Source organism: Pseudomonas sivasensis (assembly GCF_021391435.1).
GTDB lineage: Bacteria > Pseudomonadota > Gammaproteobacteria > Pseudomonadales > Pseudomonadaceae > Aquipseudomonas > Aquipseudomonas sivasensis.
Genome location: NZ_CP090029.1, coordinates 266,488 through 288,207, shown reverse-complemented (window position 1 = coordinate 288,207; position 21,720 = coordinate 266,488). Strand labels below are relative to the sequence as shown.

Here is a 21,720-nt window from a genome sequence, read left to right as displayed (position 1 = left end):
CCTTTTCGGCGGGTCTGGCGCTAGAATAGCCGGACCAATGAAAACAAAGGGACAAGGTTATCATGCGTACATTCAATCGCCTGCTGTTGACTGGCTTGATTGCACTCGCTCCGATGGCTGCCATGGCGGCAGACGATGCGCCTTCGGGCGACCCGGAAGTGACCATTCGCACGGAAGGCAACAGGACTATTCAGGAGTACCGTCAAAACGGATTCCTGTATGCAATCAAGGTGACCGTTAAAGGTGCTCCTCCCTATTTCCTGGTGCGCGCGGACGGAACCGACGCAAACTTCATCCGCTCTGACCAGCCGGATATGCTGATCCCGTCATGGAAGATCTTCGAATGGAAATGATTTCTTAACTTCAATTGGCGCCGCCCACAGCGGCGCCCGTAATGGCAGTTTTAACCATGTCTGTGTTCACCCCCCTGGCTCGGCCCGAGCTGGAAACCTTTCTCGCCCCTTACGGGCTCGGCCGCCTGCTTGATTTCCAGGGGATTGCTGCCGGCAGCGAAAACACCAATTTCTTTATCAGCCTGGAGCAGGGCGAATTCGTCCTGACCCTCGTTGAGCGCGGCCCTGTCGCGGAGATGCCGTTCTTCATCGAACTGCTCGACGTGCTCCACGACGCCGATCTGCCTGTGCCATACGCCCTGCGGACCACCGATGGCATGGCTTTGCGCGAATTGAAGGGTAAACCGGCACTGCTGCAACCACGCCTGGCCGGCAAGCACATCAAAGACGCCAACGCACAGCATTGCGCCCAAGTAGGTGAGTTGCTTGGTCACCTGCACTTGGCGACGCAAGGCGAGAAGGTGCTGGAACGCAAAACTGATCGCGGCCTGGACTGGATGCTCAGCGAAGGTGCGCAGCTAATTTCGCATTTGAACGATGCACAGCAAAGCCTGCTGAACGCTGCATTGACTGAAATCGAAGCCCATAAGGCCGAGATTCTCGCCCTGCCGCGCGCCAACGTGCACGCTGACCTGTTCCGCGACAATGCAATGTTCGAAGGTACACACCTGACGGGCTTGATCGACTTCTACAATGCCTGCTCGGGCCCGATGCTCTACGACGTGGCAATCGCGCTGAATGACTGGTGTTCGGATGACGATGGTGTGATCGACGGACAACGCGCTCGTGCGTTGTTGGGCGCTTATGCTGGACTGCGACCGTTTACAGCGAAGGAAGCGGAGCTCTGGCCGACCATGTTGCGAGTGGCATGCGTGCGGTTCTGGCTGTCACGGCTGATTGCCGCTGAGTCATTTGCCGGCCAGGACGTGTTGATTCACGATCCCGCCGAGTTCGAACATCGATTGGCGCAGCGCCAGCAGGTCACCGTCCACCTGCCATTCGCGCTCTAAGGACCAACCCGGTCAAAAATGTGGGAGGGGGCTTGCCCCCGATGGCGATGCATCAGTCAAATTATCATCGACTGAAGCGCCTTCATCGGGGGCAAGCCCCCTCCCACATTTGATCTTCGTTGTGAGGCTTACAACGACTCCAGGCAACCGGCCAAGTCATTCCCCAGCTTCTCCAGCACCTGCTCATAACCCTGAGCCGTCGCCGGTGTATACCCGCCCAACGCATCCAATTCAGCCAGTTTCACCGGCAGCCCGGCCACCAGGGTCTCTGCCAAGCGCGGGCGCAACGGCGGTTCACTGAACACGCAGGTCTTGCCCACTTCCTGCAAGCGAGTACGCATTGCCGCTACATGCTGGGCGCCTGGCTGTACTTCGGAGGCGACGCTGAACACGCCGGTGTGCTTAAGCCCGTAAGCATCTTCGAAGTAATCAAAGGCTTCGTGGAACACGAAGTAAGGCTTGTCGCCGATGCTCGCCATACGTTTTTTCAGGCGTGCATCCAGGGCGTCCAGACGGCCGGCAAACGCCTTTGCGTTGCTCTGGTAACGCTCGGCATTCACTGGGTCAGCGGCGCTCAGGTCGGCTGCCATACGTGCAGCAATCACCCGGGCGTTTACCGTGGACAACCACAAATGCGCATCCAGGCTGCCCGGGCGGTGATCGTGGTCATGTTCGTCGGCATCGTCAGCGTGAGAATGGCTATCTTCACCGAAACGACGCAGTTTCATTCCCGGCAAGTCTTGCACCGCTACCGTCGTCGCTGTACGACCTTTCAACACGCGAGGCAGGAAACTCTCCATATCCGGCCCAATCCAATACAGCAGATCCACCGACTGCACACGCCGTACGTCGGATGGGCGCAACGCGAAGTTATGCGGCGATGCGCCGGGGGGCAACAACACCTCCGGCACGGCCACGCCGTCCTGCACAGCCGCGGCTATCAACTGCAGAGGCTTGATGCTGGTGAGTACCCGCACCTCGGCCTGAACTGTGCCTGCGATGAACAAACTGGTGATGAAAACGACAAAAACGGGAAAAAGTCGGGACACGATGACCACTCAATGACGTAGGAACGGGTAACATAATAACGTCTCTATCAAATATCTGTCGCCGCTCATGCCTAAAACACCGCTTGCCAGCCGTCCCCACGACCACTCTCACTGCGTGCACACCGCGCTGTCGGAAGCCGACACCCTGTGTGCGCAGAAAGGCCTGCGCCTGACCGCCTTGCGTCGCCGGGTGCTGGAGCTCGTGTGGCAGAGCCACAAGCCGCTGGGCGCCTATGACATTCTGGGCGTGCTCAGCGAGCAGGACGGCCGCCGCGCCGCGCCTCCAACCGTGTACCGCGCGCTGGACTTCCTGTTGGAAAACGGCCTGGTACACCGCATCGCATCGCTCAACGCCTTTGTCGGCTGCAACCACCCAGAGCACGCGCACCAGGGCCAGTTCCTCATCTGTCGCGAGTGCCACGCCGCCATCGAACTTGAACAAAAAAGCATCAGTGACGCCATTATCACAAGCTCCGCCGACGTTGGCTTCAGGGTCGAAGGGCAAACGGTCGAAGTGGTCGGCCTGTGCGCGGGCTGCCAGGGGGCTTGATGAGCAACGCGTTAATCCGACTGGAGCAGGTTGGGGTCACGTTCGCCGGGCAAAGCGTGCTGGATAACATCGCACTGAGCGTAGAGCCGGGGCAGATCGTTACCCTGATCGGCCCAAATGGCGCCGGCAAGACCACCCTGGTGCGTGCCGTGCTTGGCCTGCTCAAGCCCGACAGCGGCAGCGTATGGCGCAAGCCCAAGCTGCGCGTGGGCTACATGCCGCAGAAGCTGCACGTCGACCCAACCTTGCCTCTATCTGTACTTCGCTTCCTGCGCCTGGTGCCTGGCGTAGACCGTGTCCGCGCACAGGCTGCACTTAAGGAAGTCGGCGCCGAACAAGTGATCGACAGCCCGGTGCAGAGCATCTCCGGCGGCGAAATGCAGCGCGTACTGCTGGCCCGCGCCCTGCTGCGCGAGCCCGAGTTGCTGGTGCTAGATGAGCCCGTGCAGGGCGTCGATGTCGCCGGCCAGGCCGAGTTGTACAGCCTGATCACACGCCTGCGCGACCGCCACGGCTGCGGCGTGCTGATGGTCTCTCACGACCTGCACCTGGTCATGAGCACCACTGACCAAGTGGTGTGCCTCAACCGCCACGTGTGCTGCTCCGGCCACCCGGAACAGGTCAGCGGCGACCCGGCGTTTGTCGAGTTGTTCGGCAAAAATGCCCAGAGCCTGGCGATCTACCACCACCATCACGACCACGCCCATGACCTGCATGGCGCTGTGGTTGACGATCCGGCCACACCTCATACCCACGTTCATGGAGATAGCTGCAAGCATGGCTGATTTTCTGCTTTACGCCCTGCTGGCAGGCTTGGCTTTGGCGCTAGTGGCTGGCCCGCTGGGCTCATTCGTGGTCTGGCGTCGCATGGCGTACTTTGGCGACACCTTGTCCCACGCCGCGCTGCTGGGCGTGGCGATGGGTTTCCTGCTGGATGTAAGCCCGACCATCGCCGTGACCGTGGGCTGCCTGCTGCTGGCGGTGCTGCTGGTAACCCTGCAACAGCGCCAGCCGCTGGCCTCGGATACCCTGCTGGGCATTCTGGCGCCGAGCACGTTGTCACTAGGCCTGGTCGTACTGAGCTTTATGCATGAAGTCCGCATCGACCTGATGGCCTATCTGTTCGGCGATCTGTTGGCGATCAGCCCAACGGACCTGGCCTGGATCCTCGGCGGCAGTGCTGCTGTTCTGGTTCTTCTGGTAGTCCTGTGGCGCCCACTGCTGGCAATCACGGTGCATGAAGAACTGGCCAGGGTCGAAGGCTTGCCCGTATCGGCTTTGCGCATGGCCCTAATGTTGTTGATCGCCGTGGTGATCGCTGTCGCGATGAAGATTGTCGGCGTATTGTTGATCACGTCGCTGCTGATCATCCCCGCCGCCGCCGCCCAACGCCACGCCCGCTCACCCGAGCAGATGGCCATCGGTGCAAGCCTTCTGGGGATGCTAGCAGTGTGCGGAGGCCTGGCGCTGTCCTGGTTCAAGGACACGCCAGCCGGACCATCGATTGTGGTCGCGGCCGCCGCCCTGTTTCTGCTGAGTTTTGTCCTGCCCCGTCGAGGGGTGTAGACTTGCTCGCTTTTTGCGCAAATAGAGAGTCGCAGGAATGAAGCCGTTCACCTCCCGTTATCTGCTCCTTGCCGCATTTTCCCTGCTGCTGGGCGCCTGCCAAAGCACACCGCCCGCCGCCCCCGAGGCTCCGGACCCACGTGCTGCGGCCATCGCGCAGCTGGAGCAAAACCTCGCCAGCAGCGAGCTCGCCACTGCCGAAGACCAGTTGGCAGCGTTGCAGGCCCAGTCGCCTAACGACCCGACACTAGAGCCTTATCAGCGCCAATTGGCCGAAGCCTACCTGCAGCGCAGCCAGATCGTGCTGCAAAAAGGTGACGTCAACGCCGCCGCCACCGCCCTGAGCCGCGCCCGCGCGCTGATGCCCAAGGCGCCAGCCCTGACCGGCGGCGTCAACAGCGCTATTACCCACGCCCGCAAGGTGGAACTGGATAAAGCCGAAGAGGCGCTCAAGGCCGCCGAGGCCAAGCCCGCCGCCAAGGTCATCGACCCGGCGGCGCCCAGCACCACGGTGGCCTTGAACCTCACCAATATCGAAGAATTGCGCCATCAACTGGATGCGATTGCCACCGACGTGGTGAATTACCAGTGCGACGTGAGCATTCAGGCGCCACGCACCGAGGATTACCCGTGGTTGGCTACGCTGCTGACCAAACGGGTGAAACGCATTGATTCGGCGTATGAGCTGAAGATTCACAGGCAGATTCTGAAACACATCCCGGCGCAGGTTGTGTTGATTCCGCGCAAGGCGCAATAAACGCATCGGGAGCATGCCCCCTCCCACATTTTGAGTGTATTCACAGTTCAAAATGTGGGAGGGGCATGCTCCCGATAGCGGTCTAACAGACACCCAATTAGTTAAGCCGGAATCGCTTTGGCCTTAGGCTCACGATCCCATACCCGATGCTGCCCAATCGCGGCAAAGAACGCTTTGAACGCCTTCGCATCCGACCCCACGATCAGCCCCGCATCCACCTCAAGCTTCAACAGATCCAACAGCGACTTGGCATCAGTGGCGACGGTAATAGCCTTCAAGTGCTTGTAAGCCTCCAGCACGTAGTGCAACGCCACACCATCCGCGCTCAACGCCTTCACTGACTCTTTACCGCCAGGCACAAAGACCGCATCAAACGCAATGGACGGCAACCCTTCCATCGTCGCGTCCACCGGCAGGCTCTTGCCATCCGCCGTGGTGAGCGGTGCCGAGGTTGGACCCAGCAATTTGGCGTGCGCACCCTCGGCTTCCAAGGCCTTCTTCAATGCCGCAATCGCCACGCCGTCCACGCCATTCGCCGCCAAGATCGCCACCTTGCGCGTCTTGATATCCGCAGGCAGCAAGTTCGCCTGGCTCAAAGCAGGCGAGCGTGCCAACGCGGTCTCGCGTTCTTCCACTGTGCCTTTCTTCGGTACCGGCAGGCCGAGGTTCTGCGCCACGCGCTTGGCCAGCTCCAGGTCAATATTGGCCAGGATCTCGTTGACCTGCCGCGCACGAATAAACTCACGTTCGACCTTGCCCAGCTCAAAGCTGTACGCCGCAATGATGTGCTCTTGCTCATGCTTGCTCATGCTGCGGAAAAACAGGCGCGCCTGAGAGAAGTGGTCGCCGAACGATTCACTGCGCTCACGCACTTTATTGGCATCAACACGCTCGTAGTACGACTCGAAACCACCGTCCTGCGCCGCAGGTGGCGTTTCTTTCGGCCAACCGCCATCGATCGAATTGGGCTCGTAAGCAGCACGCCCCTTGTCAATCACCGTGCGGTGCATAGCATCGCGCTGGCCGTTATGAAATGGCGCTACCGGCCGATTGATCGGCAACTCATGAAAGTTCGGGCCGCCCAGGCGACTGATCTGCGTGTCGGTGTAGGAAAACAGGCGCCCCTGCAGCAGTGGGTCATTGGAGAAGTCGATGCCCGGAACGATATGCCCAGGGCAGAACGCCACCTGCTCAACTTCAGCAAAGAAGTTATCCGGATTGCGGTTCAGCACCATTTTGCCCAGCGGCGTAATCGGCACCAATTCCTCCGGAATCAGCTTCGTCGGGTCGAGAATATCGAAGTCGAAGGCGTGTTCCTTGTCTTCAGGGATTACCTGTACGCCCAGTTCCCACTCAGGGTAATCACCGGTTTCAATGGACTCCCACAGGTCGCGACGGTGGTAGTCGGTGTCTTTACCTGCGAGCTTTTGTGCTTCGTCCCACACCAACGAACACGTACCGGCGGTAGGGCGCCAGTGAAACTTAACGAAATTGGAGACGCCTTCGGCATTGATGAAGCGGAACGTATGTACGCCAAAACCCTGCATGCTCCGTAGGCTTTTAGGAATAGCCCGGTCGGACATGGCCCAGATCACCATGTGTGCCGACTCCGGTTGCAGAGAGACGAAATCCCAGAAGGTGTCGTGCGCCGAGCCGCCGGTAGGAATCTCGTTGTGCGGCTCAGGTTTTACCGCGTGCACAAAGTCCGGAAATTTGATCGCGTCCTGAATGAAGAACACTGGCATGTTGTTGCCCACCAGGTCGAAGTTGCCTTCATCAGTGAAGAACTTCACGGCAAAGCCACGCACGTCACGCACCGTATCGCCGGAACCACGCGGGCCTTGCACGGTGGAAAAACGCACGAACACCGGGGTTTTGTGCCCAGGGTCGCGTAGGAAGCCGGCCTTGGTCAGCGCCGAATGGTTCTCATAGGATTGGAAATAACCATGGGCGCCCGTACCTCGGGCATGCACGATGCGCTCGGGGATGCGTTCATGGTCAAAATGCGTGATCTTTTCACGCATGATGAAATCTTCCAGCAGCGAAGGCCCTCGCGCGCCGACCTTCAAGCTGTTCTGGTTGTCGGAAATCTTCACACCTTGGTTGGTGCGCAAGGCTTGGCCAGTAGCGTCTGAGCGAAACTGTTCCAGGCTGTGTAATTTGGCGTTGGTGTTACCACGATCCAGGGTATCGGTGCCCGCAAGGTCACTCTTCGGCGGTGTGGCTGGCTTCTTGGTACTCATCAGTCAAAACTCCTTATTCAAAGTGGCCAGAGCGGTGCCCGGCTCGTTTGAGCAAAACCCCAGGCACGGCACCTGGGAAATCGAGTTGCTTAAGTAGTGACTGATGGGGTTTTGGGCCGTTCCTTTTTTATGACCTTTGATCGCGTTATTGCCAAATCGCAGGTTGAATGCGAAATAAATGCTAAGAAACACTAGATGGACAGGCTAAAATGCGCGCCCGGCTAACCGCTGATCCCTTTTCAATGCGCCCCACAAGGTTCGCTACGTGATCGAGTTTCAAAACGTCCATAAAACCTACCGCGTCGCCGGTAAGGATATCCCAGCACTGCACCCCACCAGTCTGCGCGTCGAAAACGGCCAGGTGTTTGGCCTGATTGGCCACTCGGGTGCGGGTAAAAGCACCTTGCTGCGCCTGATCAACCGCCTGGAAGAGCCCAGTGGCGGCCAGATCACGGTCGACGGCGAAGAAGTCACCGCCCTGGACGCCAACGGCCTGCGCCGCTTCCGTCAGCAGGTCGGGATGATCTTCCAGCACTTCAACCTGCTGGCGTCCAAGACCGTCGCCGATAACGTGGCATTGCCACTGACCCTGGCCGGCGAACTGTCGCGTAAAGACATCGACCTGCGCGTGGCTGAACTGCTCGCCCGCGTCGGCTTGTCGGACCACGCCAAAAAGTACCCCGCGCAATTGTCCGGCGGCCAGAAGCAGCGCGTCGGCATCGCCCGCGCCCTGGCGACCAAGCCAAAGATCTTGCTGTGCGACGAAGCCACCAGCGCCCTCGACCCACAGACCACCGCGTCGGTCCTGCAACTGTTGGCTGAGATCAACCGCGAGCTGAAGCTGACCATCGTGCTGATCACCCATGAAATGGACGTGATCCGCCGCGTATGCGACCAGGTGGCCGTGATGGACGCCGGCGTGATCGTCGAGCAAGGTTCGGTAGCCGACGTTTTCCTGCATCCCAAGCACCCGACCACCAAACGTTTTGTACAAGAAGCCGAACAGGTCGACGAAGGCGAGCAGCGCGATGACTTCGCCCACGTACCGGGCCGCATCGTACGTCTGACGTTCCAGGGCGACGCAACCTACGCGCCGCTGCTGGGCACCGTCGCCCGCGAAACGGGTGTGGACTACAGCATCCTCGCCGGCCGTATCGACCGCATCAAAGACATCCCTTATGGGCAACTGACCCTCGCGGTCACCGGCGGTGACATGGAAGCGGCCTTTGCCCGCTTCACCGCCGCAGACGTCCACATGGAGGTGCTGCGCTAATGGAAATCTTCCTGAGTTTCTTCGCCAATATTGACTGGTCCGAAATCTGGCTCGCCACCGGCGACACCATGATCATGCTGTTCGGTTCGCTGTTTTTTACCGTGCTACTGGGCCTGCCGTTGGGCGTGCTGCTGTTCCTGACCAGCCCGCGCCAGCTGTTCGAGCAAAAAGGCCTGTACGCGCTGCTGTCGCTGATCGTGAATATCCTGCGCTCGCTGCCGTTCATAATCCTGCTGATTGTGATGATCCCGTTCACCGTACTGATCACCGGCACCTCGCTGGGCGTGGCCGGTGCGATTCCGCCGCTGGTGGTGGGCGCCACGCCATTCTTCGCGCGTCTGGTGGAAACCGCCTTGCGTGAAGTGGACCGCGGCATTATCGAAGCCACCCAGTCCATGGGCGCAACCACTCGCCAGATCATCACCAATGCACTGTTGCCCGAAGCACGCCCCGGCATCTTCGCGGCGATTACGGTGACGGCGATTACGCTGGTGTCCTACACGGCCATGGCCGGTGTGGTCGGCGCTGGCGGCCTGGGCGACCTGGCGATCCGTTTCGGTTACCAGCGTTTCCAGACCGATGTGATGGTGGTCACCGTGGTGATGCTGTTGATCCTGGTGCAAATTCTGCAAACCGTCGGCGACAGGCTGGTGGTGCACTTTTCTCGAAAATAACGGCCATTGCCGGCCAAAAGCCGGCACATGCCCGAACAAGGAGCTTGTTGGATGAAAAAACTACTGGTTGCTTTCGCCGCCGTTGCCGCGTTTTCCGCCCATGCCGAGACCCTGACGGTCGCTGCTTCGCCGGTACCCCACGCGGAAATCCTGGAATTCGTGAAACCTGCCCTCGCCAAAGAAGGCGTGGACCTGCAGGTCAAAGTCTTCACCGACTACGTACAGCCCAACGTACAGGTAGCGGAAAAACGCCTGGACGCTAATTTCTTCCAGCACCAGCCGTACCTGGATGAATTCAACAAAGCCAAGGGCACTCACCTGGTGAGCGTCGGCGCGGTGCATTTGGAGCCTCTGGGCGCCTACTCCAGCAAGTACAAAAAGCTGGACGAGCTGCCAAGCGGTGCCAACGTCGTGATCCCTAACGACGCCACCAACGGCGGCCGCGCGCTGTTGCTGCTGGATAAAGCCGGCGTGATCAAATTGAAGGACTCGACCAACATCCTGTCGACCATCAAAGACATCACCGAAAACCCGAAAAACCTGAAGTTCCGCGAACTGGAAGCCGCCACCCTGCCGCGCGTGCTGACCCAGGTCGACCTGGCGTTGATCAACACCAACTACGCCTTGGAAGCCAAGCTGGACCCGTCCAAGGATGCATTGGTGATCGAAGGCAGCGACTCGCCTTACGTGAACATCCTGGTCACCCGCGAAGACAACAAGGATTCGGACGCAGTGAAGAAGCTGGTAGCTGCCCTGCACACGCCTGAAGTGAAGCAATTCATCGAAGAGAAGTACAAAGGCGCGATCAAGCCGGCGTTCTGATCTACCCGATCTCCAATACACCAGAGATCAAACAATGTGGGAGGGGGCTTGCCCCCGATAGCAGTGGGTCAGTCACCAGATGCAGTGACAGGCACTCAGCAATCGGGAGCAAGCCACCTCCCACATTTGTTTTGGGGTGCATCTAATTGCGCTGCAACAACCCCGGCAACTGCGCCACCAATTTCTGGTTGTTCAACGGCGAACGAATAAACCCACGCTGCGTGCCATCCGGGCCGATGAGCGCCAGGTTACCGCTGTGATCGACGGTGTAGTTCGGCTTGCTGGTATCTGCCGGAATAAACGGGATGCTCACCGCATTCGACACCTTCTGCACATCCTCCACATTCGCGCCGGTCAGGCCCACAAATTGCGGATCGAAGTAGCCCAAGTACTGCTTGAGCTGAGTCGGGGTATCGCGATGCGGGTCGACGCTGACCAGGATCACTTGCAACTTATCCACAGCCTCTTTCGGCAGTTCGCTTTTGATCTGGCGCAATTGGGCGAGGGTGGTCGGGCAGATATCCGGGCAGAACGTGTAGCCGAAGAACAACAGGCTCCACTTCCCCTTCAACTCGTTGAACGCCACCGGCTGGCCGTCCTGATTTGTCATGGTCACAGGCGGTAGCTGACGGCTTTGCGGCAGCAGGATGATGCCGGCGTCGATCAGCGCGGTGGGGTCGCCCTGGCCTTTTCCGCTAAGCACTTTGTTGACGGTCAGGCCCATGATCAACGCGACGATGGCCACCAGGATGAAGACGGTTTTTTGAGTTCGAGTCATAGGTTCAACAGTAGGTAGTGGTCTACGAGCAGGGCGATAAACAGCAGGAACAAGTACCAGATAGAGTACTTGAAGGTGTTGATCGCCGCGTGCGGCCGACCGCCACGGTACAACACCCAGGCCCATTGCAGAAAGCGTGCGCCCAATACCAGCGCGCACGCCAGGTACAGTGGGCCGCTCATATGGATCACGTAGGGCATCAAGCTCACCGCCAGTAGGGCAAAGGTGTAGAGCAGGATATGCACCTTGGTGTAGTGCTCGCCGTGGGTCACTGGCAGCATGGGGATGTCGGCCTTGGCGTATTCCTCTTTGCGGTGGATGGCCAGGGCCCAAAAGTGCGGCGGGGTCCAAGCGAAGATGATCAGCACCAGCAGCAGCGGTTCAGCGCTGATGTGACCGGTGACGGCGACCCAACCCAACAGCGGCGGTGCAGCGCCAGCCAACCCGCCGATGACAATATTCTGCGGCGTCGCGCGCTTGAGGAATCCGGTGTAGATCACGGCGTAGCCGAGCAACGAGGCCAAGGTCAGCCACGCCGCCAGGGCATTGGTGAACGCCAGCAACAGGCCCAGCCCTGCAACAGCCAAAAACAATGCAAAGGCCAGCGCCGCAACCGGCGACACGCGACCCTCCGCCAGGGGCCGCTTGTGAGTGCGTGCCATCACCGCATCGATCCGCCGATCCACGACATGGTTGACGGCCGCCGCGCCGCCCGCGCACAGGGCAATGCCCAAGTTGCCAAAAATCAGCACCGTCCACGGCACGCCCGCGCGGGTGGCGAGGAACATTCCCACCAGGGACGTGATGAGCATCAGCACCACTACTTTCGGCTTGGTCAGCTCTAGATAGTCACGCCAGATCGCCTGATCGTGACGCGCGCCGATCAAGGTCGCCATGGCATCTCTCCTTTAAGGGTGATGAGGCCTGATACGTGTTTGCGCGGGATGAAGCGCCAGCCGAACGGCAACTGATTGCGCACCCGAACCAGGCTGGTGCGGGCGTGGTAATTGACCAGCACCAGGGTCAGCAGCAACCCGGCACCGCCCGCGTTATGCCCGACCGCTACCGCCAGCGGCAGGCCGAACATCACATTGCTCAACCCCAGGCAGATTTGCACGCCGAGGGCGATCAGCAACAAGCCCGACAGACGCGTCATGCCCACCGCGCGCAGTTGCCAGGCCAGGCCGAGCAGGACCAGGGTCACGAGTACTGCGCCGATACGATGGGTCAGGTGAATGGCCGTGCGCGCCTCGCTGTCGAGCTGGCCGCCCAAATAATTTGGGCCGATGTGTTGGGTCAGGTGAAAGCCATTGGCAAAGTCTGCCGCCGGCCACCATTGTCCATGGCAGGTGGGCAAGTCGACACAGGCTACGGCCGCGTAATTGGAGCTGACCCAACCACCGAGCGCAATCTGTCCGATCACCAGCACCAAACCAGCCGTCGCCCAATATTGCAGGCGCTTGGGCACGATTAGCGCGGGCAGTACACCGGACAGGCGCAAGGTCAGCAAAAACAGCAAACTCAAGGTGGCAAAGCCGCCAAGCAGATGCCCTGTCACCACCTGCGGCCACAGCTTCAAGGTCACCGTCCACATCCCAAACGCCGCCTGGGCAAACACCACCGCCAGCAGAAACAACGGCAACTTGACCGGCTGGCCTGGGTCACGCCGATGACTCCAAGAGCGCGCCGCCAACAACACAATCAAAAGACCCAGAGTGCCAGCGAAGTAGCGATGGGTCATTTCGGCCCAGCCTTTGTCGGCCTCCACCGGCGTGTCAGGAAAATGCAATTCGGCATGGGCCAACTGGGCTTCACTTTGCGGCACGCTGATAAAACCATAACAACCCGGCCAGTCCGGGCAACCGAGGCCGGCATGAGTCAGGCGGGTATAGGCGCCGAGCAGCACGACGATCAGCGCCAGCAAGGTGGCAAACAACGCGAGGCGAAATCCAGGTTTGGCCATGACGATGCCCTTATCCGATGTTCGACAATTTCAGCAGGTGGCGCAGGTCGTTGAGCAGGTCCTTGCCCTTGACCTTGGCGTCGTAGCGCAGCACCAGGTTGCCGTGGGGATCGACGATCCACAGCTGCGCATCGCCCGGCGCGGCAGCGTTTTTGTTAAACGTCGAAAGGTCCAGTTGATAGCGCTGCAATTGCGGGTATTCGGCTTTCAGCTTGGCTTCGTAATCGGCACCGACCGGTTGCGCACCGGCCAACGCGTGACTGGCGCGCGAGGCATCGCGCCCCAGGCCGATCTGCAATTGCCGCGCGAGGTACACCAACTGCTGGCAATCGGCGGCGCAGGCGGCGGGCGCAGTCACCAGCAGTTGCCAGCGCAGTTCATCCGCCTGCACGCCGATATCGGCGCGGGTCTGGCCGTTGCCGATCATCTCGCCGTGATAACTGCGGCTGTCCGGCACCCAGAACTGCAGCTTGTACATAAACGTGGCCAGCACCATCGGGCCGATCACCATCAGCAGGATCAGCAGCAGTTGCCAGCGGCCTTTGCGCCGATCGGGCAGGTCAGACATGTTGAGTGGATTCGTGGCCGCTCCCATGGGGCTTCTCCTTCTTGTTATGCGATCCGAGATAGAGGTAAAGAACCAGCAGCGCCAGCGCCATGGCGAACCACTGCACGGCATAGGCCAGGTGTTTCTCCGGGCCCATGGCGACCACCGGCCAAGTCGTTTCGTAGGTACCGGGGCCGGCTTCAGCGCGCAGTTCGTAGGCAAAGCCACTGCGGCCCAACTCTGTCCAAAGCGCTGCGGGATGCAGCGCCGTGAGTAATCGCGGCCATTGCGTGGCTGCGGGGTCGGCATGCAGTTGGAAGGTTTCGCCAGGAGCGACGTACACCCACGCATCAATCTTCAACGGCTGCTCTGGCGTGGTGAAGGCGGGCGGTGTGCGGCGGTCCGGCCAGGGCAGCCAGCCGCGATTGAGCAGTAGCCACAGGCCGCTGGCCTGATCGTGGAAGGGTTGCAGCAACTCGACACCGGCCTTGCCATTGCGCATGCGATTGTCGAGCAAGACGCTATGGTCGGCGTCGAATTGACCGCGCAGATGCACACGGCGAAACGCCGGATCTGCCGTGTCATTGAGTTGTTCACTGCTCATCGGCTCAGCCGCGCGGCGCTCGGCATAGCTGTCGAGCAACAGCTGCTTTTCATGCCCGCGCGACAGCTGCCAGCACCCCAAACCCAACATCAAGGGCAGCAGCACCAACACCACCAATGTCGGCGCAATACCGGGGCGAAACTGTTTTATGGCGCTGGCTATACTTGTTTTCATTGCCCGCCGCTCTTCATCAATGCCCATCAAAATCCAGGAGCCAGACCATGCTCAAAGCAGCCATTGCCCTGATGCTGATCGCGACTGTTGTGAGCCTGTTCAGTGGCCTGTTCTTTCTGGTCAAGGACGAAGGCAACTCCAACCGCCTCGTCACTGCCTTGACCGTGCGTGTCGTACTGGCCGTGATCACTCTCATGCTGATCACCTGGGGATTTTTCAGCGGCCAGCTGGTTTCTCACGCGCCGTGGTAAGACGCCTCACAGTACGTAGACGAAGAAAAAAAGCCCGATCCACACCACATCCACAAAGTGCCAATACCAACTGGCTGCCTCGAAACCAAACTGGTGCTCGGCGTTGAAGTGGCCACGCAGGATGCGCATCAGCATCACAAACAAAATGATCGTGCCGATGGTCACGTGGGCACCGTGAAATCCGGTGAGCATAAAGAACGTCGCGCCATACACACCGGAGCCCAGCGTCAGGCCCAGCTCTTTATAGGCGTGGATGTATTCCTCGGCCTGGAACCCGAGAAACGCCAGGCCCAGCAGCACGGTAAGCGCCAACCAGATTTTCAGCGCGCCGCGATGGCCTTTGCGCAAGGCATGGTGGGCGATGGTGATGGTCACGCTGGAGCTCACCAGCAGGATGGTGTTGACCAGCGGCAAGCCCCACGGGCTGATGGTGCCCTCGGGGGCGGGATAGAGTTTCGGGTCAGGGTTGTTGAGCAATGGCCAGGCAAATTCGAAATTCGGCCACAGCATGTGCGCGACGCCCTTTGAGCCTTCACCGGCCAGCCAGGGCGCGGACATGTGCCGCACATAAAACAGCGCACCGAAGAAGGCGATGAAGAACATCACTTCGGAAAAGATGAACCAGCTCATCCCCCAGCGAAACGAGCGGTCCATCTGCGGACTGTACAAACCCGCGCGGCTTTCTTTGATCACCGCACCGAACCAGCCGAACAACATATAGGCCAGCAGTAGCCCACCAACGAAAAAGATCCACGGGCCGTGGGATTCCGGGCGAGCAGCCTTGAGATCGTTGAACCACACGCCCAGGCCATACACGGTGATCAGCAGGCCAAACGTGGCAATTATCGGCCACTTGCTTTGTGCCGGTACGTAGTACGTATCATGATTCGACATGTATTCACTCTCCCGATTGAGGGGGCAAACAGTAGCTAGCCGCCGGTATGCAAAGCCACGGGCGGTTTGCGCGCAGTGATATCAAATAGCGTGTACGCCAGGGTCAAATGCTTCACATCCTTGGGCATGTCTCGATCTACGATGAAACGCACGGGCATCTCGATACGCTGGCCTGGCTGCAGCACTTGCTGGGTGAAGCAAAAACACTCGGTCTTGTGGAAGTACATCGCCGCTTCGGCCGGGGAAATACTTGGCACGGCCTGGGCGGTCATCGGCTTGTCAGTGGGGTTGTGGGCCACGAACAGCATCTCGGTCACAGCGCCTGGGTTGACCACCACCTCGTCCGCCTTGGCGTAGAAGTCCCAGACCATGTCGATGGCGTTTGTAGACAGGAACTGCACCCGCACCTGGCGCGTCGGGTCGACGATCTGCTCGCCTTCATACTGCCCGGCAGTCTTGCCGTTGATGCCAAACGCCTTGCACATCACGTCGTAGATCGGCACCAGGGCGAAACCAAAGGCGAACATCGCCACGACCATGACCAGCAGGCGAGTGACCAACCGTTTGAGGGGCAGGGATTCAGCCATGACACACCCCTGAAGCGAATGCGATCAATGCGTGAGGGTGCTTGCCGCCCTCACAGTTGCTGTGTGGCAACCGGTTCATTTGACCTCCGGCGGCGTGGTGAACGTGTGGTACGGCGCAGGCGAAGGAATGCTCCACTCCAGGCCTTCAGCGCCATCCCACGGCTTGGCCGGCGCCGGCGGGCCACCTCGAATGCACTTGATCACGATGAACAAAAAGAAGATCTGCGTGGCGCCAAACATAAACGCGCCAATCGACGAGACCATGTTGAAGTCGGCGAACTGCAGGTTGTAGTCCGGCACCCGACGCGGCATACCGGCCAGCCCCACAAAGTGCATCGGGAAGAACGCCATGTTCATGCCCACGAAAGACAGCCAGAAGTGCAGCTTGCCCAGGGTTTCGTCGTACATGTGGCCGGTCCATTTCGGCAACCAGTAGTAGGCCGACGCGAAGATCCCGAAGATCGCGCCGGGCACCAGTACGTAATGGAAGTGCGCCACCACAAAGTAGGTGTCGTGGTACTGGAAATCAGCCGGGGCAATCGCCAGCATCAACCCGGAGAAGCCGCCGATGGTGAACAGGATCACGAAGGCCACCGCAAACAACATCGGCGTCTCGAACGTGAGCGAGCCTTGCCACATGGTGCTGACCCAGTTGAACACCTTTACCCCGGTCGGCACGGCGATCAGCAACGTGGCGTACATGAAGAACAATTCGCCCACCAGCGGGATACCGACCACGAACATATGGTGCGCCCACACGATAAACGACAGGAACGCGATGCTTGCCGTGGCGTAGACCATCGAGGTGTAGCCGAACAGCGGCTTGCGCGAGAAGGTCGGAATGATCGAACTGACGGCGCCGAAGGCCGGCAGGATCATGATGTACACCTCCGGATGACCAAAGAACCAGAACACGTGCTGGAACAGCACCGGATCACCACCGCCAGCCGCACTAAAGAAGCTTGTGCCGAAGTGAATGTCCATCAGCATCATGGTCACGCAACCAGCCAGCACCGGCATCACCGCAATCAGCAGGAAAGCGGTAATCAGCCAGGTCCACACGAACAGCGGCATCTTCATCAACGTCATGCCCGGCGCGCGCAGGTTGAGGATGGTAGCGACCACGTTGATCGCACCCATGATCGAACTGATGCCCATCAGGTGGATGGCGAAAATGAAGAACGTCACGCTCTCCGGCGCGTAGGTGGTGGAGAGCGGGGCGTAGAAGGTCCAGCCGAAGTTCGGTCCGCCGCCGGGGGTGAACAGCGTCGAGACCAGCAACAGGAAAGCCGCTGGCAACAGCCAGAAGCTGAAGTTGTTCATGCGCGGCAAGGCCATGTCGGGCGCGCCGATCATCAGCGGGATCATCCAGTTGGCCAGGCCGACAAATGCCGGCATCACCGCGCCGAACACCATGATCAGGCCGTGCATGGTGGTCATCTGGTTGAAAAATGCCGGTTCGACGATCTGCAACCCGGGCTGGAACAGTTCGGCACGGATCACCATGGCGAACGAACCGCCCAGCAGGAACATCGTGAAGGCGAACCACAGGTACATCGTGCCGATGTCTTTGTGGTTGGTGGTCAGCACCCAACGCATCAACCCCTTGGCGGGGCCGTGGGCATGGTCACTGGTGTGTCCATGGTCATCGATCACAGCGCTCATGGCCGTTCTCCTGCAAACGAATGGGCGGGGCGGGGCGGCGCAAATGTAATGAGGGCTGTCATTTGCTTTCCGCCTGTTTGATGGCCAGCACGTCTTTTGGCGTGACCATGTCGCCTTTGTTGTTGCCCCAGGCGTTGCGCTCGTAGGTCACCACGGCGGCGATATCCACTTCCGAGAGCTGCTTGCCGAACGCGGCCATCGCAGTGCCCGGCTTGCCGTGATAGACGATGCTCAGGTGGTCCGCGGCCGGTCCGGTAGCGATTTTCGAGCCCTTGAGCGCCGGGAACATCGGCGGCAGGCCCTGGCCCTCGGCCTGGTGACAGGCCACGCAGGTGGTGTGATAAACCTTGTCACCACGGGCCACCAACTCTTCAAGGGTCCACTCTTTGGAGGTCAGTTCCTTGAGCTTGGCGGCCTCGGCCTTGCGTTCACCCAGCCAGGTTTCGTAGTCAGCCTTGGATTTGACCTCGACGACGATAGGCATGAAACCGTGGTCTTTACCGCACAATTCGGCGCACTGCCCACGGTAGATGCCGGGCTTCTCGACCCGAGTCCAGGCCTCGTTGACGAAGCCGGGAATAGCGTCGCGCTTGACCGCAAAAGCCGGCACCCACCAAGAGTGGATCACGTCAGCGGCGGTAACCAGAAAGCGCACTTTGGCGCCCACCGGCAGCACCAACGGCTGGTCGACTTCCAGCAGATAGTGCTCGCCCTTTGTGGCCTGGTTATGGATCTGCTCGGCGGGTGTGGCCAGGTTGCTGAAGAACTCCACATCCTGGCCCAGGTATTTGTAATGCCACTTCCACTGGTAGCCAGTGACCTGGATATCGATATCCGACTCACTGCTGTCGTAGATGTTGATCAAGGTCTTGGTTGCGGGAATAGCCATCGCGATCAGGATCAGCAAGGGCACGACGGTCCAGAGGATTTCCACGGTGGTGCTCTCGTGGAACTTGGCTGCGACCTGGCCGGTGGAGCGCCGGTGGACCATCATCGACCAAAACATGGCGCCAAACACGATGATGCCGATCACCACACAGATCCAGAAAATGGTCATGTGTAGATCGAACACAGCGTGACTGACTTCTGTTGCACCTGGCGCCATATTCGTTGTCCAGGCGGCGTGCGCCTGGCCGAATACTGACCACAACAGGAGGCCCATCCAAACGTGTGGATGTCGCATCATTGCGGGTTCCCCTTATCGTTCTTGTTATCCCGCCGGTTTGCACCTGCGTCGAAGGGAGCGGCTTCCATACTGCTTACAACCGCTTAGCCTTGCCTGCTTATGCAGTCTGGCGTCATCAGCTAATCGCGTACAAATCCGAGTATAGACAGGGTATGCAACCCCGCAATGTGTAGGGACAAATGAGGCAAAATGGCACGGCCGAAGCCAATGAAACCGGGAGCGGAATCGATTTTCCGACGAACGATGGCAATTCAATATAACGCCTGCGCATAACCATGAAATAATTATGACAAATGCGTCTTAGGCGCTCGTATAAACGAGCTAACTTAACCTCTCCCTTTTCCTACGCCTGCATCACTGGAGCCTTCATGAACACCGCCGCATTGCGCGAGCAGATTTCCCGTGCCCATCAACACGAAGCCACTACGGGCCAGCTTGCCCAGCAACTGGAAAAACAATTGCCGCACCTGCATTCGGCCATTGCTCTGGCTGAAGGTGATCGCAACGTTGTCATGGCGCGTTTTGTCACCGCCTACATCGACTTGGTCCCGGATTTGCTCGACGCGGCCAATGAAGTTGCCCGCGAGGCCGGTATCGAAAGCCAGATCAAGCCGGTGCTGAAGATTGCCGAGCATTTCTTCCTGCAACCGCCAGCTATTCTGGCAGGCCACGAAGGCCTGGACGGGCTGCTGGACGAGGCCTACCTGGCTCATCGTCTGGTGGAGGAAGTAAACGATCTGTATATCAAGCACTTCGGTCGGCCGTTGATTCCGGCGGATACCACCGTGGCTAACTTGATTGCCCATCAGTTGATCGGCGAAGCGTTTGCCAACCAACTGGATGAAGCCGTCCACCTGGCGGTGGATGAGATGCTCAACGAAGACAGCTTTGCGCTGGAGTCCGTCGAGGCGTACCGCGAGCAGTTGAAAAGCCCTGACACAGACGCCGCGTGGAAGCGCTGGCCGTGCCTGTCTCGGCAACTGGGCGTTGAATTGGCGCTGGATCAACCCGCCTGAATCCTGAGGTAGACGCAGAAAAAATGTGGGAGGGGGCTTGCTCCCGATAGCGGTGGCTCAGTCACATATGCTTAGACTGACACTCTGCTATCGGGAACAAGCCCCCTCCCACATTTTGATCCGGCTTCATCAGCCGATTGATGGCGCCGAGCCGATTCCCGTCGTCGTCCTAACCCGGCCTTCGAGCCGGCGCTTCAACCCGCGCGCCTCAATCACCAACTTCGAGCCCTTCGCCGCATTCGCCCGACCCCATTCTTCCAGTAACTCCAGGCAGGAATGGTCGATATAGCTGAGGTTGTTGAGCGGCACATGCACCGTGGTCCCCGCAGGTACCGTCGACAGCACTTGGGTCAGCGCAGGCACTTTGAGAAAGGTCGCCGCACCGGTCAGCCGTAGCTCCATCTCACCGTCCTGAGGCAGGTCAATCAGGCTGACTTTCAGCCGGGACGCCTTGAGCGCCAGTTTGACCAACGTGAGGCCAAAGCCCACCAGCACACCCGTCAGCAGGTCAGTAAAGATGATCGCCAAGGCCGTGGCCGCATAGGTAAACATCGGCATCCGCCCGTAGCGCCCCAAGGCCTTGAACGCCTTGACGTCTACCAGCTTGATCCCGGTGTACACCAACACACCGGCCAGGCTCGCCACCGGAATGCTTTGCAGCACGCTCGACAACAGCAACACGAAACCCAGCAACCACACGCCATGGAACATGGCAGACAGACGAGTGGTTGCACCCGCCTGGACGTTGGCTGAGCTGCGTACGATCACGCCGGTCATCGGCAAAGCACCGACCAGGCCGCAGAGCATGTTGCCGACACCTTGGGCGGACAGCTCTTTGTCGAAATCGGAACGCTGGCCATTATGCATGCGGTCGACAGCCGCGGCGGAAAGCAGGGTTTCGGCGCTGGCGATAAATGCCACTGCGAAGGCAGCGATCAGCAGTTGAGGATCGGCCAGGTTCAGCAGGTCGCTGGGGCGCAGCCAGTCGATGGCGTCAGCCAGGTTTTCCGGGACTTCCACGCGTTTGACCTGCAACGCCAGCACCAGGCTGGTGACCGTAGCCAAGCCGACGCCAAGCAAAGCGCCCGGCACAAACCGCAGCGGTTGCGGACGGAGTTTATCCCACAGGTACATCACCAGCATCGTCGACAGCCCAAGCAAACCCGCTTGCCAGCCAAGCCCGCCGCCAAGGGTCGGTATGGCTTCAGCCAGTGCAGCCGGGAAACCCGCCAGGTTGTCCAGCCCCGAAGGCTTGGGCGCTCCGTCGAGCATCACATGAATCTGCGACAGCACAATCAACACGCCAATGCCCGCCAGCATGCCGTACACCACTGCGGGCGCTGTCACGCGGAACCAGCAGCCCAGGCGCAAACGTCCGGCCACCAGTTGCAGAAAGCCCGCCAGCAGCAGGATCGGGCCCAGCATCAACATGCCGTGCTGGCGCACCAATTCAAACACCAGCACAGCCAGACCCGCCGCCGGACCGCTGACCTGCAGCGGCGACCCCGCCAGCCACCCCACCACCAGGCCACCGATAATCCCGGTGATCAGGCCCTTGGCCGGCGGCATGCCGGACGCAATCGCGATCCCCATGCACAGCGGCAGGGCGACCAGAAACACAACCACCGAGGCGAGCAGCTCCCGTGGCAATACAGCTTTCAATTGAGCAGCACGCATGATGACTCTCCCGAGGCATTCGCCGGGCGCGGTAAAGCCTGGCTGCATCCATGGCAGCCACCGCATTACCCGGCAGGGAAG

Annotated in this window: 23 protein-coding genes; 11 read left to right on the top strand and 12 right to left on the bottom strand. The window is 59.9% G+C overall.

Features of this window, described 5'->3' with window-relative positions; genetic code table 11:
• Nucleotides 1–62 precede the first annotated feature (62 nt).
• Nucleotides 63–353, top strand: coding sequence for a DUF2782 domain-containing protein (locus LRO94_RS01295; RefSeq protein WP_032885051.1), 291 nt, complete (start codon nucleotides 63–65; stop codon nucleotides 351–353).
• Nucleotides 354–409: 56 nt separating this feature from the next.
• Nucleotides 410–1,363 (top strand): homoserine kinase, encoded by a 954-nt coding sequence (locus LRO94_RS01290; protein ID WP_095185300.1) that lies wholly within the window; start codon nucleotides 410–412, stop codon nucleotides 1,361–1,363.
• Between the two features lie 128 nt (nucleotides 1,364–1,491).
• Here the strand turns inward: LRO94_RS01290 and LRO94_RS01285 are convergent, their stop codons facing one another.
• A complete protein-coding gene (locus LRO94_RS01285; protein ID WP_032885054.1) occupies nucleotides 1,492–2,421 on the bottom strand; it encodes a zinc ABC transporter substrate-binding protein in 930 nt (309 codons plus the stop codon).
• A gap of 58 nt (nucleotides 2,422–2,479) precedes the next feature.
• Here LRO94_RS01285 and zur point away from each other — a divergent pair, with 58 nt between their 5' ends.
• Genes zur through LRO94_RS01265 form a run of 4 tightly spaced genes read left to right on the top strand, consistent with a single transcriptional unit; the run spans nucleotide 2,480 to nucleotide 5,285 of the window.
• On the top strand, nucleotides 2,480–2,962 hold the full coding sequence (gene zur, locus LRO94_RS01280) for a zinc uptake transcriptional repressor Zur (RefSeq protein WP_032885055.1): 483 nt from the start codon (nucleotides 2,480–2,482) through the stop codon (nucleotides 2,960–2,962).
• On the top strand, nucleotides 2,962–3,747 hold the full coding sequence (gene znuC, locus LRO94_RS01275) for a zinc ABC transporter ATP-binding protein ZnuC (RefSeq protein ID WP_032885056.1): 786 nt from the start codon (nucleotides 2,962–2,964) through the stop codon (nucleotides 3,745–3,747). The genes zur and znuC overlap by 1 nt, the downstream gene beginning before the upstream one ends.
• Nucleotides 3,740–4,528: a zinc ABC transporter permease subunit ZnuB gene (znuB, locus tag LRO94_RS01270; RefSeq protein ID WP_032885058.1), complete on the top strand. Its 789-nt coding sequence runs from the start codon at nucleotides 3,740–3,742 to the stop codon at nucleotides 4,526–4,528. The genes znuC and znuB overlap by 8 nt, the downstream gene beginning before the upstream one ends.
• A 37-nt stretch (nucleotides 4,529–4,565) precedes the next feature.
• Nucleotides 4,566–5,285, top strand: coding sequence for a PA5502 family lipoprotein (locus LRO94_RS01265; protein WP_032885060.1), 720 nt, complete (start codon nucleotides 4,566–4,568; stop codon nucleotides 5,283–5,285).
• 101 nt (nucleotides 5,286–5,386) lie between these two features.
• Here LRO94_RS01265 and katE read toward each other — a convergent pair whose 3' ends face one another.
• Nucleotides 5,387–7,528 carry a catalase HPII gene (gene katE, locus LRO94_RS01260; RefSeq protein WP_179179704.1) on the bottom strand — a complete coding sequence of 714 codons (2,142 nt, stop codon included), beginning with the start codon at nucleotides 7,526–7,528 and terminating at the stop codon, nucleotides 5,387–5,389.
• 265 nt (nucleotides 7,529–7,793) lie between these two features.
• On the opposite strand from katE, the gene LRO94_RS01255 reads away from it, so the two are divergent.
• From LRO94_RS01255 to LRO94_RS01245, 3 genes are read left to right on the top strand one after another with little or no spacing between them, the layout of a single operon-like run.
• Nucleotides 7,794–8,801 carry a methionine ABC transporter ATP-binding protein gene (locus LRO94_RS01255; protein ID WP_032885062.1) on the top strand — a complete coding sequence of 336 codons (1,008 nt, stop codon included), beginning with the start codon at nucleotides 7,794–7,796 and terminating at the stop codon, nucleotides 8,799–8,801.
• Nucleotides 8,801–9,475: a methionine ABC transporter permease gene (locus LRO94_RS01250; protein WP_032885064.1), complete on the top strand. Its 675-nt coding sequence runs from the start codon at nucleotides 8,801–8,803 to the stop codon at nucleotides 9,473–9,475. The genes LRO94_RS01255 and LRO94_RS01250 overlap by 1 nt, the downstream gene beginning before the upstream one ends.
• Before the next feature lie 51 nt (nucleotides 9,476–9,526).
• The gene (locus LRO94_RS01245; protein ID WP_032885066.1) at nucleotides 9,527–10,297 is read left to right on the top strand and encodes a MetQ/NlpA family ABC transporter substrate-binding protein; all 771 of its coding nucleotides are present in this window, start codon (nucleotides 9,527–9,529) and stop codon (nucleotides 10,295–10,297) included.
• 142 nt (nucleotides 10,298–10,439) lie between these two features.
• Here LRO94_RS01245 and LRO94_RS01240 read toward each other — a convergent pair whose 3' ends face one another.
• Genes LRO94_RS01240 through LRO94_RS01220 form a run of 5 tightly spaced genes read right to left on the bottom strand, consistent with a single transcriptional unit; the run spans nucleotide 10,440 to nucleotide 14,363 of the window.
• Nucleotides 10,440–11,075, bottom strand: coding sequence for an SCO family protein (locus LRO94_RS01240; protein ID WP_032885068.1), 636 nt, complete (start codon nucleotides 11,073–11,075; stop codon nucleotides 10,440–10,442).
• Entirely contained in the window at nucleotides 11,072–11,971 is a 900-nt protein-coding gene (gene cyoE / locus LRO94_RS01235) for a heme o synthase (protein WP_032885070.1), read from the bottom strand. Before cyoE ends, LRO94_RS01240 begins: the two co-directional genes overlap by 4 nt.
• Nucleotides 11,959–13,038: a COX15/CtaA family protein gene (locus LRO94_RS01230; protein ID WP_095185295.1), complete on the bottom strand. Its 1,080-nt coding sequence runs from the start codon at nucleotides 13,036–13,038 to the stop codon at nucleotides 11,959–11,961. The genes cyoE and LRO94_RS01230 overlap by 13 nt, the downstream gene beginning before the upstream one ends.
• 10 nt (nucleotides 13,039–13,048) lie before the next feature.
• Nucleotides 13,049–13,633 (bottom strand): hypothetical protein, encoded by a 585-nt coding sequence (locus LRO94_RS01225; protein ID WP_099601830.1) that lies wholly within the window; start codon nucleotides 13,631–13,633, stop codon nucleotides 13,049–13,051.
• Nucleotides 13,599–14,363 (bottom strand): SURF1 family protein, encoded by a 765-nt coding sequence (locus LRO94_RS01220; protein WP_179179705.1) that lies wholly within the window; start codon nucleotides 14,361–14,363, stop codon nucleotides 13,599–13,601. Before LRO94_RS01220 ends, LRO94_RS01225 begins: the two co-directional genes overlap by 35 nt.
• Nucleotides 14,364–14,410: 47 nt before the next feature.
• Between LRO94_RS01220 and LRO94_RS01215 the strand changes: the two genes are divergently transcribed.
• Complete coding sequence (locus tag LRO94_RS01215) at nucleotides 14,411–14,614, top strand: twin transmembrane helix small protein (RefSeq protein WP_032885073.1); 204 nt, start codon at nucleotides 14,411–14,413, stop codon at nucleotides 14,612–14,614.
• 6 nt (nucleotides 14,615–14,620) lie between these two features.
• Here LRO94_RS01215 and LRO94_RS01210 read toward each other — a convergent pair whose 3' ends face one another.
• From LRO94_RS01210 to coxB, 4 genes are all read right to left on the bottom strand, one after another.
• A complete protein-coding gene (locus tag LRO94_RS01210; RefSeq protein ID WP_095185294.1) occupies nucleotides 14,621–15,508 on the bottom strand; it encodes a cytochrome c oxidase subunit 3 in 888 nt (295 codons plus the stop codon).
• A gap of 35 nt (nucleotides 15,509–15,543) precedes the next feature.
• Nucleotides 15,544–16,095, bottom strand: coding sequence for a cytochrome c oxidase assembly protein (locus tag LRO94_RS01205; RefSeq protein ID WP_122681850.1), 552 nt, complete (start codon nucleotides 16,093–16,095; stop codon nucleotides 15,544–15,546).
• 75 nt (nucleotides 16,096–16,170) lie between these two features.
• Nucleotides 16,171–17,760 carry a cytochrome c oxidase subunit I gene (gene ctaD / locus LRO94_RS01200; protein ID WP_032885076.1) on the bottom strand — a complete coding sequence of 530 codons (1,590 nt, stop codon included), beginning with the start codon at nucleotides 17,758–17,760 and terminating at the stop codon, nucleotides 16,171–16,173.
• Nucleotides 17,761–17,818: 58 nt separating this feature from the next.
• Nucleotides 17,819–18,946 (bottom strand): cytochrome c oxidase subunit II, encoded by a 1,128-nt coding sequence (coxB, locus tag LRO94_RS01195; protein ID WP_032885077.1) that lies wholly within the window; start codon nucleotides 18,944–18,946, stop codon nucleotides 17,819–17,821.
• 368 nt (nucleotides 18,947–19,314) lie between these two features.
• On the opposite strand from coxB, the gene LRO94_RS01190 reads away from it, so the two are divergent.
• Nucleotides 19,315–19,962, top strand: a complete 648-nt coding sequence (locus LRO94_RS01190) for a hypothetical protein (protein ID WP_095185293.1) — start codon at nucleotides 19,315–19,317, stop codon at nucleotides 19,960–19,962.
• Nucleotides 19,963–20,091: 129 nt separating this feature from the next.
• Here the strand turns inward: LRO94_RS01190 and LRO94_RS01185 are convergent, their stop codons facing one another.
• A complete protein-coding gene (locus LRO94_RS01185) occupies nucleotides 20,092–21,639 on the bottom strand; it encodes a SulP family inorganic anion transporter (RefSeq protein ID WP_179179706.1) in 1,548 nt (515 codons plus the stop codon).
• Nucleotides 21,640–21,720 lie beyond the last annotated feature (81 nt).

Bases quoted from the DNA above. Each gene is read 5' to 3' on its own strand.
- LRO94_RS01220 (WP_179179705.1), bottom strand. From the start codon at position 14,363: ATGAAAACAAGTATAGCCAGCGCCATAAAACAGTTTCGCCCCGGTATT.
- LRO94_RS01215 (WP_032885073.1), top strand. From the start codon at position 14,411: ATGCTCAAAGCAGCCATTGCCCTGATGCTGATCGCGACTGTTGTGAGC.
- katE (WP_179179704.1), bottom strand. From the start codon at position 7,528: ATGAGTACCAAGAAGCCAGCCACACCGCCGAAGAGTGACCTTGCGGGC.
- LRO94_RS01290 (WP_095185300.1), top strand. From the start codon at position 410: ATGTCTGTGTTCACCCCCCTGGCTCGGCCCGAGCTGGAAACCTTTCTC.
- LRO94_RS01245 (WP_032885066.1), top strand. From the start codon at position 9,527: ATGAAAAAACTACTGGTTGCTTTCGCCGCCGTTGCCGCGTTTTCCGCC.
- LRO94_RS01250 (WP_032885064.1), top strand. From the start codon at position 8,801: ATGGAAATCTTCCTGAGTTTCTTCGCCAATATTGACTGGTCCGAAATC.
- cyoE (WP_032885070.1), bottom strand. From the start codon at position 11,971: ATGGCGACCTTGATCGGCGCGCGTCACGATCAGGCGATCTGGCGTGAC.
- zur (WP_032885055.1), top strand. From the start codon at position 2,480: ATGCCTAAAACACCGCTTGCCAGCCGTCCCCACGACCACTCTCACTGC.
- LRO94_RS01225 (WP_099601830.1), bottom strand. From the start codon at position 13,633: ATGGGAGCGGCCACGAATCCACTCAACATGTCTGACCTGCCCGATCGG.
- LRO94_RS01210 (WP_095185294.1), bottom strand. From the start codon at position 15,508: ATGTCGAATCATGATACGTACTACGTACCGGCACAAAGCAAGTGGCCG.
- LRO94_RS01205 (WP_122681850.1), bottom strand. From the start codon at position 16,095: ATGGCTGAATCCCTGCCCCTCAAACGGTTGGTCACTCGCCTGCTGGTC.
- LRO94_RS01190 (WP_095185293.1), top strand. From the start codon at position 19,315: ATGAACACCGCCGCATTGCGCGAGCAGATTTCCCGTGCCCATCAACAC.
- LRO94_RS01230 (WP_095185295.1), bottom strand. From the start codon at position 13,038: ATGGCCAAACCTGGATTTCGCCTCGCGTTGTTTGCCACCTTGCTGGCG.
- coxB (WP_032885077.1), bottom strand. From the start codon at position 18,946: ATGATGCGACATCCACACGTTTGGATGGGCCTCCTGTTGTGGTCAGTA.
- LRO94_RS01265 (WP_032885060.1), top strand. From the start codon at position 4,566: ATGAAGCCGTTCACCTCCCGTTATCTGCTCCTTGCCGCATTTTCCCTG.
- LRO94_RS01240 (WP_032885068.1), bottom strand. From the start codon at position 11,075: ATGACTCGAACTCAAAAAACCGTCTTCATCCTGGTGGCCATCGTCGCG.
- ctaD (WP_032885076.1), bottom strand. From the start codon at position 17,760: ATGAGCGCTGTGATCGATGACCATGGACACACCAGTGACCATGCCCAC.
- LRO94_RS01295 (WP_032885051.1), top strand. From the start codon at position 63: ATGCGTACATTCAATCGCCTGCTGTTGACTGGCTTGATTGCACTCGCT.
- znuB (WP_032885058.1), top strand. From the start codon at position 3,740: ATGGCTGATTTTCTGCTTTACGCCCTGCTGGCAGGCTTGGCTTTGGCG.
- LRO94_RS01185 (WP_179179706.1), bottom strand. From the start codon at position 21,639: ATGCGTGCTGCTCAATTGAAAGCTGTATTGCCACGGGAGCTGCTCGCC.
- znuC (WP_032885056.1), top strand. From the start codon at position 2,962: ATGAGCAACGCGTTAATCCGACTGGAGCAGGTTGGGGTCACGTTCGCC.